The sequence below is a fragment of the Micromonospora sp. NPDC005305 genome (assembly GCF_040607315.1).
In the GTDB taxonomy this organism is placed as follows: domain Bacteria; phylum Actinomycetota; class Actinomycetes; order Mycobacteriales; family Micromonosporaceae; genus Micromonospora.
The window spans coordinates 292,300-308,320 of the sequence record NZ_JBEXGL010000003.1 but is presented as its reverse complement, the minus strand read 5'-3'; the positions used below and the strand labels follow the sequence as shown (position 1 = coordinate 308,320).

General features: G+C 74.8%; 12 protein-coding genes. 4 read left to right on the top strand and 8 right to left on the bottom strand.

The window, feature by feature from the left end; all coding sequences use genetic code 11:
* Positions 1–44 precede the first annotated feature (44 nt).
* From ABZS80_RS07420 to ABZS80_RS07410, 3 genes are all read right to left on the bottom strand, one after another.
* Entirely contained in the window at positions 45–2,747 is a 2,703-nt protein-coding gene (locus tag ABZS80_RS07420; RefSeq protein ID WP_355054935.1) for a LuxR family transcriptional regulator, read from the bottom strand.
* A 28-nt stretch (positions 2,748–2,775) separates the two neighbouring features.
* Positions 2,776–3,414, bottom strand: a complete 639-nt coding sequence (locus ABZS80_RS07415; protein ID WP_355055067.1) for a TetR/AcrR family transcriptional regulator — start codon at positions 3,412–3,414, stop codon at positions 2,776–2,778.
* A gap of 87 nt (positions 3,415–3,501) precedes the next feature.
* Positions 3,502–4,443: an alpha/beta hydrolase gene (locus tag ABZS80_RS07410; protein ID WP_355054934.1), complete on the bottom strand. Its 942-nt coding sequence runs from the start codon at positions 4,441–4,443 to the stop codon at positions 3,502–3,504.
* Positions 4,444–4,570: 127 nt separating this feature from the next.
* Here ABZS80_RS07410 and ABZS80_RS07405 point away from each other — a divergent pair, with 127 nt between their 5' ends.
* Together ABZS80_RS07405 and ABZS80_RS07400 are read left to right on the top strand one after the other, a co-directional pair.
* On the top strand, positions 4,571–5,878 hold the full coding sequence (locus ABZS80_RS07405) for an aminotransferase class V-fold PLP-dependent enzyme (RefSeq protein WP_355054933.1): 1,308 nt from the start codon (positions 4,571–4,573) through the stop codon (positions 5,876–5,878).
* Positions 5,879–5,989: 111 nt separating this feature from the next.
* Positions 5,990–6,580, top strand: a complete 591-nt coding sequence (locus ABZS80_RS07400; protein ID WP_355054932.1) for a hypothetical protein — start codon at positions 5,990–5,992, stop codon at positions 6,578–6,580.
* Positions 6,581–6,592: 12 nt separating this feature from the next.
* Here ABZS80_RS07400 and ABZS80_RS07395 read toward each other — a convergent pair whose 3' ends face one another.
* From ABZS80_RS07395 to ABZS80_RS07375, 5 genes are all read right to left on the bottom strand, one after another.
* Entirely contained in the window at positions 6,593–7,756 is a 1,164-nt protein-coding gene (locus ABZS80_RS07395) for a glycosyl hydrolase (RefSeq protein WP_355054931.1), read from the bottom strand.
* Between the two features lie 100 nt (positions 7,757–7,856).
* Positions 7,857–9,023 carry a glycosyl hydrolase gene (locus tag ABZS80_RS07390; protein WP_355054930.1) on the bottom strand — a complete coding sequence of 389 codons (1,167 nt, stop codon included), beginning with the start codon at positions 9,021–9,023 and terminating at the stop codon, positions 7,857–7,859.
* A gap of 2 nt (positions 9,024–9,025) precedes the next feature.
* Complete coding sequence (locus ABZS80_RS07385; protein WP_355054929.1) at positions 9,026–10,132, bottom strand: glycosyl hydrolase; 1,107 nt, start codon at positions 10,130–10,132, stop codon at positions 9,026–9,028.
* Positions 10,129–12,039, bottom strand: coding sequence for a glycosyltransferase family 2 protein (locus ABZS80_RS07380; RefSeq protein ID WP_355054928.1), 1,911 nt, complete (start codon positions 12,037–12,039; stop codon positions 10,129–10,131). Before ABZS80_RS07380 ends, ABZS80_RS07385 begins: the two co-directional genes overlap by 4 nt.
* A gap of 53 nt (positions 12,040–12,092) precedes the next feature.
* The gene (locus ABZS80_RS07375; protein WP_355054927.1) at positions 12,093–13,565 is read right to left on the bottom strand and encodes a glycosyltransferase family 39 protein; all 1,473 of its coding nucleotides are present in this window, start codon (positions 13,563–13,565) and stop codon (positions 12,093–12,095) included.
* 375 nt (positions 13,566–13,940) lie between these two features.
* Here ABZS80_RS07375 and ABZS80_RS07370 point away from each other — a divergent pair, with 375 nt between their 5' ends.
* Together ABZS80_RS07370 and ABZS80_RS07365 are read left to right on the top strand one after the other, a co-directional pair.
* A complete protein-coding gene (locus tag ABZS80_RS07370) occupies positions 13,941–15,116 on the top strand; it encodes an alcohol dehydrogenase catalytic domain-containing protein (protein WP_355054926.1) in 1,176 nt (391 codons plus the stop codon).
* Between the two features lie 343 nt (positions 15,117–15,459).
* The gene (locus ABZS80_RS07365; protein WP_355054925.1) at positions 15,460–15,927 is read left to right on the top strand and encodes a hypothetical protein; all 468 of its coding nucleotides are present in this window, start codon (positions 15,460–15,462) and stop codon (positions 15,925–15,927) included.
* Positions 15,928–16,021 lie beyond the last annotated feature (94 nt).

The window sequence follows — 16,021 nt, the reverse complement described above, 5'->3', positions numbered from 1 at the left end:
CCCGCACCCTACCGCGCCCCGGCCCGGTGCGCGGCGCCCGGCGACTAGGCGAAGAGGCGGGCCAGCTCGGTGCGGGAGCGGACGCCGAGCCGGTGGAAGATGTTGCGCAGGTGGTGGTCGATCGTCCGGGTGGAGAGCGACATCCGGGTGGCGATCTCCCGGTTGGTGGCCCCCTCGGCGACCAGCTGGGCGATGTGCAGCTGCTGGCCGGTCAGCAGCTGCGCCGGTGGCTGTTGCGGGGACCCGACCGACTCCCCCGCCGCGCGCAGCTCCGCGCCGGCCCGCTCGGCCCAGACGGTCGCGCCGAGCAGGGTGAACGTCTCCCGCGCCCGGTGCAGGTAGGCCCGGGCGTCCCGTGGCCGGCGGGCCCGGCGCAGTTCCCGGCCGAACAGCAGCTCGGTGCGGGCCCGCTCGAACCGGTCGGTGTCGGTGGGGTGCAGCCGCAGCGCCGTGCGGAACTCCCGCTCGGCCTCGGCGCTGCCGCGGGGCGCGAGCAGCGCGTGGCAGCGGGCGGAGAGGGCCCGGCGCGACGGGCTCGCCGTGCTGCTGGCCCAGCGGTCGAAGACGGCGAGCGCCGCGGCGGGCCGCCGGCCGTCGTGGGCAGCGGCCTCCACCAGGTACGGCGTGGCCATCACCTGCACGAGGACCTGGCCGCGGCCGGTGCCGGTGCGGGCGAGCGAGGCCAGCCGGGTGGCCGCGTCGGCGTGCCGGCCGTCGACCAGGTCGAGCACGCCGAGCGCCCACTGCGCGTACGCGTAGGGGCGGCTGCCCGGGGCGGCGCGGTCGCCGATCTCGGCGATCCGGGCGAGGCTGGTGGCCCGGTCGGCCCGCATCGCGGCCAGCACGGCGAGGATGCCGAGGTGGACCCGGGCGCAGGTCCACTGGCCGGTGGCACGGGCCTCCCGCAGTCCCTCGTGGGCGGTCTCCGTCGCCGTGGCGTGCCGGCCCAGCCAGTACTCGGCGACGGCGCGCAGCTCCAGCGCCCGGGGCAGCACGGACCGTTCGCCGCGGGCCCGGGCCAGCTCGACGGCGCGGTCGGCGAGCCGGTGCGCCGCGCCGTCCACGGCCACGAGCAGCCCGGCCACGGCGGCGCAGACGAGCCCGGCCGGGGTGAGCGCCGGCCCGGTCAGCCGGCCACCGAGGACGACGACCCGGCGCAGCGCCGGGCCGCCCTGTTCGTGGTCGCCGCGCAGGGTCGCCCCGACTCCGGCCGCGAACGTGGTCAGCAGCTCGACGTCCGGCGGGTCGCCGGGCCGGCGCAGGGCCCGTGCCCGACGCGCCACCTCCGCGTACCGGTAGTGGTCGCCGGTGAGGCAGATGGCCTCGCCGGCCCGGACCAGGCCGAGCAGGGCGGCCCCGCGGTCGGTCGGCGCCACCGCCTCGGCGGCGGCGAGCAGGGTGGCGACCGCGGTGGAGGGCGCGTCGCAGCGGAGCTGGATCTCGCCGCGCAGGAGGTCGGCCGGGCCGGTCCCGGCCGGGCCGGCGGGCGGCGCGGAGAGCAGGCGCCGGGCCTGGTCGGCGCGGCCGGCGGTCCAGGCGCAGCGGGCCGCGGCGATCGTCCGGGCGGCGGCGCGGGCGGGGTCGTCGCTGAGTTCGGCGGCGCGGCGCAGCGCCGCCGCGGCCTCGATCCGGTCGTCCGCCCCGGCGGCGGCGGCCTCCAACTCGGCGGCCAGCGCCGGGTCGGGGCCGTCGGTGGCGGCGGCGCGGTGCAGGGCCCGGCGCAGCGGCCGGCCGCCCGACGCCCGGGCCAGCAGCAGGTGGGCCGCCCGCCGGTCGGCCAGCGGCGCGACGATCTCGATCATGGTCCGGGTCAGCGGGTGGGGGAAGGTCACGCCCGCCGGGCCGGCGCGCAGCAGCCCGGCCGCCTCGGCCGGTGCGAGCGCCTCGACGTCCAGGCCGGCGGCGCGCGCGGCACGGTCCAGGGTGGCGGGATCCCCATCGCGGTCGAGCGCGGCCAGCAGCAGCACCCGCCGGGCGTCCGGCGGCAGCCGGTCGAGGCGGGCGCGATAGGCGGCGCCCAGCGCGCCGTCGGCCGGCGGGGCGGTGGGCAGCGGCTCGTCCCCGTGCCACTGGCCGGGGGTGAGCGCGTCGGCGAGGTCGACCAGCGCCTGCGGGTTGCCGCCGCCGGCCGCTGCCAGTCCGGCGGCCACCGTGGCCGGCGGCGGGGCGGACCGCCGGTCGGCGAGCAGCGCATGGCACTGCTGCTCGTCGAGCGGGCGCAGCCGGTGGGCGGGCAGGTCACCGGCGGCCGCCCCGCCGGCCGCGGTGAGCACGAGGGCGACCGGCAGCCGGCTCAGCCGGCGGGCCACGACGGCGAGCGTCCCGGCGGTCTGCGGGTCGCCGGCGTCGACGTCGTCCATCGTGCACAGCAGCGGGCGGTCGTGGGCGGCGACGGCGAGCAGGCCGAGCACGGCGGTGGCCAGCGTCAGCCGCTGCGCGTCCGGGCAGCCGCCCCCGGTCAGCACGCGCCGCAGGACCCGCCGTTGCCGCTCGGGCAGGGCCCCGGCCCGGTCGAGCACCGGGTCGAGGAGGCGTTGCAGGCCGGCGTACGGCAGGGCTGCCTCGTCGGCCAGCCCGGCGCCGGCGAGGACGGCCCGCTCGCCAGCGTGCTGCCGGGCGTACGCCAGCAGGGCGCTGCGGCCGGAGCCGGGCTCGCCGTGGAACAGCAGCGCGCCGCCGGCCGGCCCGTCGAGCAGGCCGCGGAGGGCCCGGCACTCGTCGTCCCGGCCCCGCAAGGTTATTTGCACTCTGAATGCAGTAACCATGCATTCAGTTTCACCTATCGGTAACCAGTCGGAAAAGACTTTGTCCCTCGGGATCCGCCAGCAGCGCCCCCACCGTGCGGGCCATCACCGCCCGGGCCGGGCCCACGCCGAGCCCCAGCCCGTCCCGCAGCATCGACCAGGTCGACCACATGCTGGCCGCCACCAGGGCGTGCACGAGCTGCTCCCGCCCCGTACCGGCCCGGTCCAGCTCGACGGCGAAGAGCCGCTCGACCTCGTCGCGGACCCGGTCGATGTGCTTGCGGCGATTGCGGTGCAGCTGCGGGGAGAGCGGCTCGCGCAGCTGCGCCGCCCGGGCGGACGGCGCGATGAGCTGCAGCAACCGGGCCCGCTGCCGGCAGTAGGCCTCGACCCGCTTCGCCAGCGGCAGGGCCGGGGAGATCGGCCGCCAGGCGGCGTCCTGGCGGCGCAGCAGCTCCTCGCCGCTGGCCTCGAACAGCGTCTCCATGTCCTTGAAGTTGGTCCACAGGGCACGCAGCGAGACGCCGGCCCGCTCGGCGATCCGCTCGCCCGTGGGGCGCAGGTCGCCTTCGGCGATGAGGGCGAGGTGGGCCTCGACGATGGCGGCCCGGGTGCGGGTGGCCCGCGCGGCCCGTCCGTCGACCCGGCCCGGGGAACCGGTGCCGCCCATCCCGCCCGCCTCCTCCACGCACGCCGAGTCTAGGGCCGCGCCGCACGGCGGGGCGGCCGCCGTGGCGGCCGCCCCGGTGGGCGAGGTTCAGGAGCTGGGGCAGGTGTTCCGGTACTCCTCGATGGCCAGTCCGGTCGGGCCCGGGCAGAGGAACTGCTCGTAGCGGGTGTCGTTGTCCACGAAGCGCTTCAGCCAGGCCACCGTCTGCCTGGCCATCGGCGTGTTCACCGTCTGCGGGAAGAAGTGGCTCGCCCCGTTCAACTCCAGGTACGCCTTCTCGGACGAGGCCGGGATGCTGTTGTAGAAGGGCTCCGAGTGGCTGGCGACCGGCGCCACGGTGTCGCTCTCCCCACCGACGATGAGCGTCGGCACGGTCACCCCGGACCAGGTCTTGTCCAGGTTCCAGGGGGCCAGCGGGACGGCGGCCTGCAGTGACGGCCGGGCGGCGGCTGCTTCCAGGGTGCCACCTCCGCCCATCGAGTGCCCGGCCACGGCGAGCCGGCTGGCGTCGATCCGGCTCCGGACCGTGCTGCGCTGGACCAGGTAGTCCAGCGCGGCCAGGAGTTGGCGCCCCCGGCTGTCCGGCTGGTCGTAGAGGGTGTTGGTCTCGATGCCGATGACCACGAAGCCGTGCGAGGCGATTCGCGGTCCGAGCCAGCTGAGACTCGACCAGGTGGCCGTGAAGCCGGGCGAGATGGCGATGGCGCCGAAGGTGCCCTCGCTGGTGCTGGTCGGGTAGTAGACGACCCCGCCGCCGAAGCCGGTGACGCTCAGCCCGGAGACGCTGTAGGACGAGGTGGCGAAGGGACCGCGGCTGGCCTCGAGGATGGCGTTGGTCGGCGCGGGGCCGCGCTCGTAGGGATTGTCGGCGGCCTGGGCGCCGGCGGGGACGGCCAGGGCGCCGCCGAGGGCCAGGACGGCCGCGGCGGCGAGCCGGCCCAGGGCGAGAAGGCGGGTACGGGGACGGGGGGTGGTGGTGGCTGGTCGCACGTCGGTCGCTCCTTGTCGGGTAGGGAGATCCATCGACATGCGTCAGTATTGGAGCGCTCCCCCGACCACCGCATCGGCGAAATCACCGGTCGTCGCGCGCCGGGCGACGGGCGCCGCGACGCGGCTCGGTGACCTGGCCGTGACGTCAACAGTGGACGATGGACGGATGCAGCTCACCCGACGGAACCTGCTCGGCGTGACCGCGGCGGCCAGCGTGACCGGCCTGGCCACCGGCTGTGAACCGGAACGGCGGGAGCCAGCCGGGCCGCCCAGCGCCGCTCCGGCCCTCGACCCGGCGAGCTGGGACAGCGTCCGGGCCCAGTTCGCGCTCGACCGCAGCCGGGCGCACCTCGCCACCTTCGTCTTCGCGCCCCACCCCGCCCCGGTGCGCGCCGCCGTCGCCACGCACCGGGACGGGCTCGACCGGGACGCCCTGGGCTACCTGGGCGCCAACGAGGAACGCCTCGACGGTGCGGTGCTCGGGGCGGCGGCCCGCCACCTCGACACGCCCCCGGACCAGATCGCGCTGACCGACTCGACCACCATGGGCCTCGGCCTGGTCTACACGGCCGTGCGGCTGCGGCCGGGCGACGAGGTGCTCACCACCGAGCACGACTTCTACGCCACCCACGAGTCGGTGCGGCTGCGCGCCGAGCGGGACGGGGTGGCCGTCCGCCGGGTGCGCCTCTACCGGGACCCGGCCGTGGCCACCGTCGACGAGATGGTCGGCAACCTCGCGGCGGCCGTCTCCGCCCGCACCCGGGTCGTCGCGCTCACCTGGGTGCACTCCAGCACCGGCGTGAAGCTGCCGGTCCGGCAACTCGCCGAGGCGGTCCGCGCGCGCAGCCCCGAGGCGCTGGTCTGCGTCGACGGGGTGCACGGCTTCGGCGCCGACGCGGCGACGCCGGAGCAGCTCGGCTGCGACGTGCTGGTGTCCGGCTGCCACAAGTGGCTGCTCGGGCCGCGGGGCACCGGCCTGGTCTGGGGCAGCACCCGGGCGTGGAGCCGGATGACCCCGGTCATCCCCGCCTTCGACCGGCGCAGCATCGGCCGGTGGCTGTACGCGGGCACGGGCGGGCAGCCGACGCCTCCGGGGCCCGCGCACACGCCGGGCGGCTACCACAGCTTCGAGCACCGCTGGGCGCTCGCCGACGCGTTCGAGTTCCACCACCGGATCGGTCCGGCCCGGGTCGCCGAGCGGAACCGGGACCTGGCCGGCCGGCTCAAGGAGGGTCTGGCCGGCATCCGCGGGATCCGGCTGGTCACGCCGCGCTCGCCCGACCTCTCCGCCGGGGTGGTCTGCTGCGCCGTTCCCGACATCCCGGTGGGTGAGGCGGTGGGCCGGCTGTACGCCGCCGGCGTGATCGCCAGCAGCACCCCGTACAACCCCTCCCACCTGCGGTTCGGCGCGACCATCGCCAACAGCGAGGCGGACGTGGACGCGGCGGTGAAGGCCGTGCGCGGCCTGGTCTGAGCCCCCTCCGCCGCGACCCGCAGGTGTGCCCGCGGGATTTCCGGGAATGGCACGCCGACGGCCGGCGAGGGCGACGGAGGTCAGGTGGGCAACGGGAGGCGGGATCCGGGCGTGCCGCGCACGGGAGCGGCGGCGTCGCGCCCGGGCGGGGAGGGCGACCGGCCGCAGCTCACCGACCTGCACCACAGCGCTCCGACGATGTCCGACCCGGACGTGGTCCTCCAGATCCCCCACCTCCGGGTGGACGACATCTGCGCCGAGGGCGACGACCTCGACGCCCACGTGTCCCTGCGTGCGCGGCTGGGCGGCCTGCTCCAGCTCGAGGTCGGGGTGCAGGCCCGGCTGGGCACGGTCCGGATCGACGTCCGCGGCGTGACGACGGAGGCGATGTTGGAGGTCCGGCTCGACGAGCTGAACGGGATCCTCGACCGCGCGTTGAGCACCGTCGACCGCAACCCGCAGATCATCGAGGCGGTGGCCGGGACCGCCGGCACCACGGCCGCCGGGGTGGCCCCGCCGACGCCGGAACCGCCACCCCGGGCGCCCCAGCGGCCGGCCGACGGCGAGGGCGGGCCGGCCGGCCCTCCGGGGCGTACGACGTGGCGTCGGATGAAGAAGATCGCCAAGGACGGCCGGCCACTGCGGCGGGCCGCGGCGCGGCTGCTCCCCGGCACGGGACCGGAGCCGGGACGCGACGGTTGACCGGCGGGCGCCCTACCCGTCCAGGTCGGTGCGCGGGACGAGGTCCGGTGACCAGCGGAAGTCGTAGCGGGGTGCGGCGACCGACTGGGCGAAGGCGGTGGCCGCGGCGGGCGAGCTGGCGATCCGCCAGTCCATCTCCTTGTCCACCTCGAACCAGATGAGGCCGATGACGTCCCGGTGCTTCGGGAGCGCCCGGAAGGTCTCCCTGATCCACCGGGCCTTGTGCCCCCCGGCGTTGGAGGCGCCGGTCTCGGTGACGACCAGCGGCCGCCGGCTGAAGGTGCGGATCTCCGCGATCGTGGGGCCGAAGATGGCGTCGAACGGCGAGTACCCCGACCACGCCCCGGTGCCGTAGTAACCGGTGGTGCCGACCCAGTCGACGTAGTCGTCGCCGGGATAGAGCTCGGCGAGGTGCCCGGTAGTCTTGCTCCACCGGGCGTTCGGGCTCCAGACCCAGATGACGTTGGTGGCGCCGGCCCGTTGGAAGAGGTCGTGCACGTGGCGCCAGGCCTCGACGTACTCGCCGGGCCGGTTGCCGTTGGCCTTCTCGCACCACGGGTACCAGTCGCCGTTCATCTCGTGGGCGAACCGGATGGCGACGGGGTAGCCGAGGGACTTCACGCCCTCGGCCCAGGAGCGCAGGTAGGTGTCGAACTCACCGTCCACGATCCGCGACAGGCGGTAGCGCGGCTGGGTGGCGCGCACCCGGTCGATCTGGCGAACGGTCAGCTTCTTCTGCTTCCGGGCCGCCTGGTCCACCTGGTAGTCCCAGGGTTCCCAGCCGAGCATGGGCAGCATGCCGCGGTCCTTGACCCGGTCGAAGAGCACCCGGTCGAACGTGCCGGACTCCCAGCCCACGCCGAAGAGCATCACCTGCGGCTCGCGCCGCGCGGCCGCGGCGAAGCGGTCCACCGCCGCGAAGTCGTAGGGGCCCTTGTCGGTCATCACGCCGATGAAGGCCTTGCCGGCCGGCGGGAAGAGTTCCGCGGCCAGTTGGAGTGGGGGGTTGTCGGCACCGGCCGGCACGACGGCACCCGTTTCGGCTGTCGTCGGCGCGCGGGACGCGGCGCCCTCCCCGCCCCTGCCCATGGCGACCGGCGCCAGGGCGAGGGCGTAGGCCAGCAGCAGCGCGGCGATCACCATCATGAGGACCCGCGGCCTGGTCAGCCCTAGCACGTCACCACCTTTTCCACCGCCACGGAGTTCCCCGTCCGCGCCGGTCACCCGCTCGGATCTCGACCCACTTTAGGCCGGTTAGACACTTATGTCCGGAAAACTAATTGTCCAGCTTCGTGCGTGGGAGCAGCTCCGGCGACCAGCTGAACCGGTAGCGGGCGTCGGCGACCGCCGTGGCGAAGGCCCGCGTCACCGCCGGCGAACTCACGATGCGCCAGTCCAGCTCCTTGTCCACCTCGAACCAGATGAGACCGAGGATGTCCCGGTGACGCGGCAGGGCCCGGAACGCCTCCGTGATCCATTCGGCCTTGCGCCCCGTGGCGTCGGAGGCGCCGGTCTCGGTGATGACCAGTGGCTTCCCGCTGAACGCGCGGATCTCGGTGATGGTGGGACCGAAGATCGCATCGAAGGACCGGTACTCCGTGTAGGCCCCGATGCCGTAGTAGCCCGTGATGCCCACCCAGTCGACGTAGTCGTCGCCCGGATACAACCCGGAGAGCTTCGGGAGCGACCCGTCCCAGCTGGCATTCGGGCTCCACACCCAGGTCACGTTGGTCACCCCCGCCGCGCGGAAGAGATCGTGCACGTGCCGCCACGCCCGGACGTACTCGCCGGGCCGGTTGCCGTTGCTCGCCTCGGACCACGGGTACCAGTCACCGTTCATCTCGTGCGCCAACCGGATGGCCACCGGGTAGCCGAGGGACCTGATCCCCTCGGCCCAGGACCGCAGGTAGGGGTCGAAGTCCCCGGCCGTGATGCGGGACAGCCGGTAGGCCGGTTGGTGGGACCGGATCTGGTCGATCTCCCGGGTCGGCAGCTTCTTCTCGCGGGCCGCCCTGTCCACCCGGTGGTCCCACGGTTCCCAGCCCAGCATCGGCAGCATGCCCCGGTTGCTGATCCGGTCGAAGAGCGTCCGGTCGAAGGTGTCCACGTTCCACGACGCGCTGAACAGCAGCACCTGCGGCTGGTGTTTCGCGGCCGCCGTGAACGCGTCCAGCACCGCGAAGTCGTGCGGGCCCTTGTCGGTCATGACGCCGATGAACGCCTTGCCGGCCGGCGGGAAGGGTTCCGCGGCCGGCCGGGGCGACTCCTCCGGCTCGGCCTTCGCGGGCCGGGGCGGGGATCCCGGCTCGGCCGTCACGGGCCGGTCGGACCGGCCGTCCTCCCGGTCCCCGAACATGGGGGTCGGCGCCACGGCGGCCGCGTAGGTCAGCAGCAGCGCGCCGGTCAGCACCAGCACGGCCCGCGCGGCGGTCAACCTCCGCACAGCTACTCCTTCGTCCGGGAGACCATGTCGGGCGACCAGGTGACCTGGTAGCGAGGGGCGGCGACCGCGCCGGCGAAGGCCGTGGACACGGCCGGGGAACTGACGATGCGCCAGTCCAGTTCCTTGTTCACCTCGAACCAGATCAGCCCGATGATGAACGGGTACCTGGGCAGGGTCTGGAAGATATCCCTGATCCATTCGGCCTTGCGCCCGATGTGGTCGGACCCACCGGTCTCGGTGATGACCATCGGCTTCCTGCTGACGGTGCGTAGCTCGGTGATGGTTTTCTTGAAGACCCCGTCGAAGGAGAGGTACGGCGCGAAGTCGTACTTGCCGTAGTAGCCCGTGACACCCACCCAGTCCACGTAGTCGTCACCGGGGTAGTACGTGGAGATCGGCGGGGTCAGGTCGGTGTAGCGGACGTTCGCGCTCCACACCCAGGTGACGTTCGTGGCCCCGACCGCCCGGAACACGTCGTGCACGTGGCGCCAGGCCTTCACGTAGTCGCCGGGCCGGTTGCCGTTGACCAGCTCGCACCACGGGTACCAGTAGCCGTTCATCTCGTGGGCGAAGCGGAGGGCCACCGGGTAGCCGAGCGACTTGATCCCTTCCGCCCAGGACCGCACGTAGCTGTCGAACTCGCCGCCCGCGATGCGGGACAACCGGTAGCTGGGCTGATCCGAGCGGACCGCATCGATCTGCTGGGCGGTGAGCTTCTGCTGCCGGGCCCGCTCGTCCAGCCGGTAGTCCCAGGGCTCCCAGCCCAGCATCGGCATCATGCCCCGGTCGCGGATCCGGTCGAAGAGCGCCCGGTCGAACGTGGCGGACGCCCACCCCTCGCTGAAGAGCATGACCTGCGGCTGGTGCCCGGCGGCCGCCGTGAACCGGTCCACCGGCGCGAAGTCATGGGGACCCTTGTCGGTCATGACACCGATGAACGTCTTTCCCGCCGGCGGGAAGGGTCCGCGCGGCCGGGGCGCCTTCGCTTCCGCCGTCACGGCCCCGCCCCGGCCCTCGGAGCCGGTGGTGGGCGCGATGGCGAAGGCGTACGTCAGCAGCAGCGCGCCGGTCAACACCATGACGACCCGCGGAAAGGTGAATCGGATCATCGCAGAACCCCCTCGGCCGGGACCCGGGACTTGGGCGGGTGGACCTCCTCGGTCTCCCCGCGAGCGGGGGCGGGCACGACCACCTCGTCGTCCTGCCGGCGGTTGGCCCGCAGGTTCGACGCGAGCGCGATCAAGGGCGGACCGAGGCCGGTCAGGAGGGTCAGGACGGGCCACACCCGCAGCAGGGGCGAGCTGTTGTCCAGCACGAAGCTCGCGCCGAGCAGGCCGGCGGAGACGACCGCCCAGCAGAGGTGCAGCCGGAACGTGCGGAACGACTCCACGGTGCGCAGCCTCCCCTTCGCCGTCACCACGAACCCGAGTTTGCGGCGCAGCAGCGCGGTGAACCCGGCGGCCACGTAGATCGGCCCGGCGAACAGCGCCAGCGCCATGCCGACGATGCCGATCTCCTCCCGTTCGTGCGGGGCGATGTTGAAGCGCCGGAGCCAGAGCCACAGCACGAACCAGGTGCCGAATGTCGAGCCCCAGAGCACCGACCACACGGTGACGTCGAGCTGCGCCGAACCGACCCCGGTGAGCAGGTACATCGCGGTGGCGAGGTTGCCCAGCAGCAGGCTGATCGCCACGCTCGGGTAGTAGAACTGGAGCAGGCGGTACTGCCAGCGGCGCCGGGACGGCAGCTCGCGCGGTGCCCGCAGTTCGGGCCGGACGAGGATCTCGCAGATGCCGGCCGCCCAGCGCTTCTGCTGGTTGAAGTAGTCCGCCCAGGAGGTCGGGCCCTCGCCGATGGCCACCACGTCGGGCGTGTAGACGCCCTTCCACTTGTTGCCCGTCTCCGGGTTGGTCGCGGCGTGGATGCGGATGCTGGTCAGGTGATCCTCGATGATGGAGTCCTGGTAGCCGCCGATGGTCCGCCAGGCCGCCGGCCGGTAGAGGTGGCCCGTGCCGGTGAGCAGCGGCGCGTCGAGCCCGTTACCGCCGCGGGCGATGAGGCCGTTGTAGAGGTACTGCTGCACCGAGGCGCCGTGCGCGACGAAGTTCTGGTGCATGTTGCCGTAGACCTGGGGGGTCACCACGAAGGCGACGTCCGGGTCGCGGAAGTAGCCGAGGGTGCGTTCGAGGAAGTTGGGCAGTGGCACGTGGTCCGGGTCGACGTTGGCCACCACGTCGTACCGGCCCTCGTGCTCGGCCCGCCAGGCGTTGTGGTTGCCGGACTTGGTCCGGGCCCGGAACTCCCCGCCGGGCTGGTTGTACTCCGGCCGGCCCTTGCGGCTGAAGTGGTGCACGCCGAGCCGCGCCGCCATCTCCTTGACCGCCGGGTCGTCGCCCTCGTCGAGGATCCAGACGTCGACCTGCCCGCAGTAGACGATCTCCCGCAGGCGCCGCAGCGTCCGCTCCGCCACGTCGAGCGGCTCCTTGCTGGGCACGATCGTGGTGAGCAGGGCCACCCGGAGCCCGACCGGCGGGTCGACCGGCACCGGGTCCCGGGCGTGGAACGCGAACACCCACACCACCACGTTCTGCGCCAGGCGGATCAACTCCACACCGACGACCACGCAGAAGCCCAGCCGGGCCGCGATCATCTCCCAGCCGCCGCCGACCATGCCCGGGCCGGGCACGTGCTGGGGCAGCAGCAGCCAGCCGACGAACAACAGCCCGGCCGCGCTGTTGAGCAGCACGAGCAGGGTCAGCACGAGCCGCGCCGCGGGCGAGGCGGCGTGCCGGAACTCCACCGCCGCGTCCGGGCGCGACGGCGCGGCCAGCGGCCCGGCGGTGGCGCCGCACCTGGCGTACGCCAGGCGGGCCCGGATGTTCAACTGCCGGCGGTCCGGTCCCTTCCCGGCGGACGGTCCGGCCGGGGCGAGCACCGGCGGACGCTTGCCTGAGCTGCCCGGCGTGCTGGCCCGGGACGGGCGTGTATCAGCGGCGATGGCCACGTTTTCCCCCATGGTGATCTCGCCACGAACCCTGAGCGGGCAGTGGGGTTGAAAGGTCGTGTTGGTCAGCGGGCGGTGCGGTCGTCCACCAGGAGGGCGAGGGTGAACCCGGCCGGGTGCCAGACCTGCGCCACCTGGTATCCGCTGCGCAGCAGCCGCTCCGTTGCGCCGCCGACGGGCGGCACGGGATCCGTGCGTTCGCCAGGGCGGATCACCCACAGTCGGCGGACGCCCCACAGGCAGCCCGCACAGCCGCGCGGCGGCGCCGCGGCGAACAGGTCCGTCGGCCGCCGGTCGGCGGGAAGGTAGCGGGCCACCACGGTCCGCGCGTCCGCGTCGCCGTAGACCACGCCGTCGGCGGGCAGCCGCCGGGCGCCGAGGATCTCGGCGACCTCGCGGGTGGCCTGCCCGTGCCCGTCGGGCGCGCGGACGGCCGCCTGGGCCGGTGCGACGATCAGGGCCAGCGCGGCCACCGCCACCACCCACCAGGCAGGGCGCACCCGGGACAGGGCGGCCGCGGCCAGGGTCGCCCAGGCCGGCAGCGTGAAGAGCAGGCTCGACGGTGACCAGACCGGCGTCGCCTGCGCGATGAGCAGCAGGCCGAGCGGCGGCAGCACCGCCCACGCGGTGCAGATCGCCGCGGCGCGCCGCAGCGGGAGGCTGAACAGCGCCAATCCGAGCAGCACGGCGCCCAGCGCGGCGACGCCGAACAGCTCCCGGGGGGTCGCGGCGAGAGCCGCCAGGTCGGGGCGGGCCGCCGGCGCGACCTGCCCGCCGGCGCGTACCCCGGACCAGAGCAGCCCGGCGGCGGGGAGCGCGCCGAGGAGGGCGGCGGCCAGCCACCGGCCGGTCATCCCCCGCCGGAACGCGAGCACGACCCAGCCGTGCCCGACGAGCAGCAGGAGCGCCACCGCGTGGCACAGGCCAAGCAGGGCCACCGCGGCGGCGTACGGGGCGAGGCGGCGCAGGCTCGGGCGGTCGAGGGCGGGCAGCAGGAACCAGGTGGCGAGCACCGCGGCGAACAGGGCCAGCGCGGAGGGCTGGGCCTCCTGGGCGTACCGGGTGACGCTCGGCAGCAGCGCGAAGATCACCCCGGCCAGGACCCCCGCGCCCGGCGCGAACATGCGGGTGGCCAGCGCGCCGACGAGCGCGGCGGCCGCCGCCACGGCGAGCAGGGACGGTACGCGCAGCGCGAGGTCGGTGGTGCCGAACGCCACCGCCCAGGCGCGCATCAGCAGGTGGTACGGCACGAGCGTGACGTCGCCGCCCGGCAGCGCGTCCGGCCACGGGGAGGTGGCGGCCCGCCAGGTCGCCAGTTCCGCCAGGCGCAAGCCGGGAGTGCCGGCGCCCACGACGCCGAGCCCGCCGGCCAGCAGCGCCGGCAGCAGCCATGCGGCGAGCCGCCACCGGAGGGTGTCGGCCGGCGAACGCTGGCCGCCGGCCCGGGGACCGGCCGCGCGGTCCTCGCCCCACGGGTCCTCGACCCGGCTCTCTCCCGACCCGAGCCGGGGTAGGACCATGGTGTCCGCGTCCATCATCGTGACTCACGCATCCCTGTGGGTGCCGGCGACCTGGTTCCAGCCGCCCCGGGGCGACGCCGGATCGGCGTGCTGGCGACGGTGCGACCGCGTGGCGCGGCCGGCACCGGTGGCCCCGGGTCGATGACTGGATGACACCGTGGAGCTTAATGAGTCAGTCCGACATAACGCTCATATACGACGAACCGGGCGGGCCGATACCCCGGACGGGGGAGGCGACCGGCGCGCCGTCCCCCGCGCCCCGAAGACGGGGGTCCGGAGCTCCTCCGAACCACCGCCGGGGCGCGGTTTTCATGCGAGCATCGGTCCCGACGGACCACGGGCGACTGACCGGCCGCTCCGGCTGGCCACCCGCCAGGGGAGCCGGGGGGCGACGTGAAGGCACTGGTCTGGCGGGGCGTGAACCAGCTGGCCGTGACCCAGGTCCCCGACCCGGAGCTGCGCAACGAGCAGGACATGATCGTCCGGGTGCGCAGGAGCGCCACCTGCGGCGCCGACCTGCACCTGCTCGGCGGCCACCTCCCGCTGCTGCGCCGCGGCGACGTGCTGGGGCACGAGTTCCTCGGCGAGGTGGTCGAGGTCGGGCCGCGGGTACGCCGGCACCGGGCGGGCGACCGGGTCGTGGTCTGCTCCGTCGTGTCCTGCGGCCGGTGCGGGCCCTGCCGGCGGCGGCAGTTCTCCCTGTGCGACAACGGCGGCGCCGGCCCGGCCCTCGGCGAGCCGGCGGGAGTCCCCTCCCCCGGCGGCTGCTACGGCTCCTCGCCCGCCCTCGGCGGGTTCGCCGGCAGCCACGCCGAGTACGTCCGGGTCCCGTACGCCGACCAGGGGGCCTTCACCGTCCCGGACGGCGTCACCGACGAGCGGGCGCTGTTCGCCTCCGACGCCGCCCCGAGCGGCTGGATGGCCGCCGACCTGGGTGGCGTCCGGCCCGGGGACGTGGTCGCGGTGTGGGGCGCCGGCGCGGTCGGTCAGCTGGCGGCGCGGGCCGCCGTGCTGCTGGGCGCGGAGCGGGTCGTCGTGATCGATCCCCTGACCGACCGGCTGCGGATGGCCGAGCGGCACCTCGGCGTCGAGACCCTCGACCCCGGGACCCAGGACGTCGGCGGTGAGCTGCGGGAACGCAGCGGCGGGCGCGGCCCGGACGTGTGCATCGACGCGGCCGGCGCGGCGGCGCCCGGCGGCGGCCGCTGGGGTCGGTCCGCCCGGCTCGGACAGCGGCTCCGGCCGGGACCGGACCGGCCCGTGGCCGCCCGCGAGGCCGTCCACCACTGCCGCGAGGGCGGCAGCGTCTTCCTGCTCGGGACGTACGCCGGCGCCGTCGACCGGTTCCCGCTCGGCGCCGTCGTCACCAGGGGCCTCACCCTGCGCGGCGCCCGGCAGCACGGCCACCGGTACATCCCCATGCTGCTGGACCGGATGGCGCGCGGCGAGCTGGTCACCGAACACCTCGCCACCCACCCGATGCCGCTGGACCGGGCGCCGCTCGGCTACGACACGTTCCGGAACCGGCTCGACGGCTGCGTCCGCGCCGTCTTCGAGCCGGGACCGTGACCCGCTGTCGGCCAGCTCACTTCAGCGTATGAAACTTTGCACAGCCTGCAAGATCGCCGTTAGGGACTCATCGGCGGGGTCCTGGTCGACACCTCCTGGCTCGGCTGGCGCTGGTGCTTCCTGATCGGCGTCCCGTTCACCCTCCTGTCGATCTTCCTGCTCCAGCGGACGCTGCACCTGCCCGTGGTCCGCCGCGAGGTGCAGATCGACTGGCTGGGCGCCGCCCTCATCACGACGGGCGTCTCGCTGCTGCTGGTCTGGTCGTCGCTGGCCGGGCACAAGTTTGCCTGGGCCTCCGGTTGGACGGCGCTCATGGTCGGCGGGCGGGGTCGCGGTGCTGGCCGTGGCCGTGTTCGTCGAGTCGCGCGCCGCCGAGCCGATCGTCCCGCTGGACATCTTCCGCAACCGGACCGTGTCGCTGTCCACCGTGGCCAGCGTCCTGGTCGGCGCGGCCACCTCCGTGCTGACGTTCTTTCGCAGCATGGGCGGCGCCATCGGGGTGAGCGCCCTCGGCGCCGTCCTGGCCAACCGGGTGACCGAGCTGACGACCGAGCGCCTGGGCCCGGCCGCGGCCGGTGGTGGCTCGTCCGCCGCCGTGCCGGACCTGTCCACGCTGCCCCAGCCGCTGCTGCGGGTCGTGCAGGACGTCTACGGCACCGCCACGGCCGAGCTGTTCCTGGTCGGCGCGCCGCTGGCCCTGCTCGCCATGGTCGTGGTGCTCTTCATCAAGGAGAAGCCGCTGCACACCCTCAGCGGCGACGAGCGGCGGGCGCAGGAGGAGGCGGCGCAGGCCGCCGGCCTCACCCACTGACGGGCCGTCCGGCGCGGGTCCGCACAGCCGCCGGTTCCGGGGCTGCGCGGACCCGCCGCCGGATGCAACTATGACCCCGTGTCATCGCTCGCGA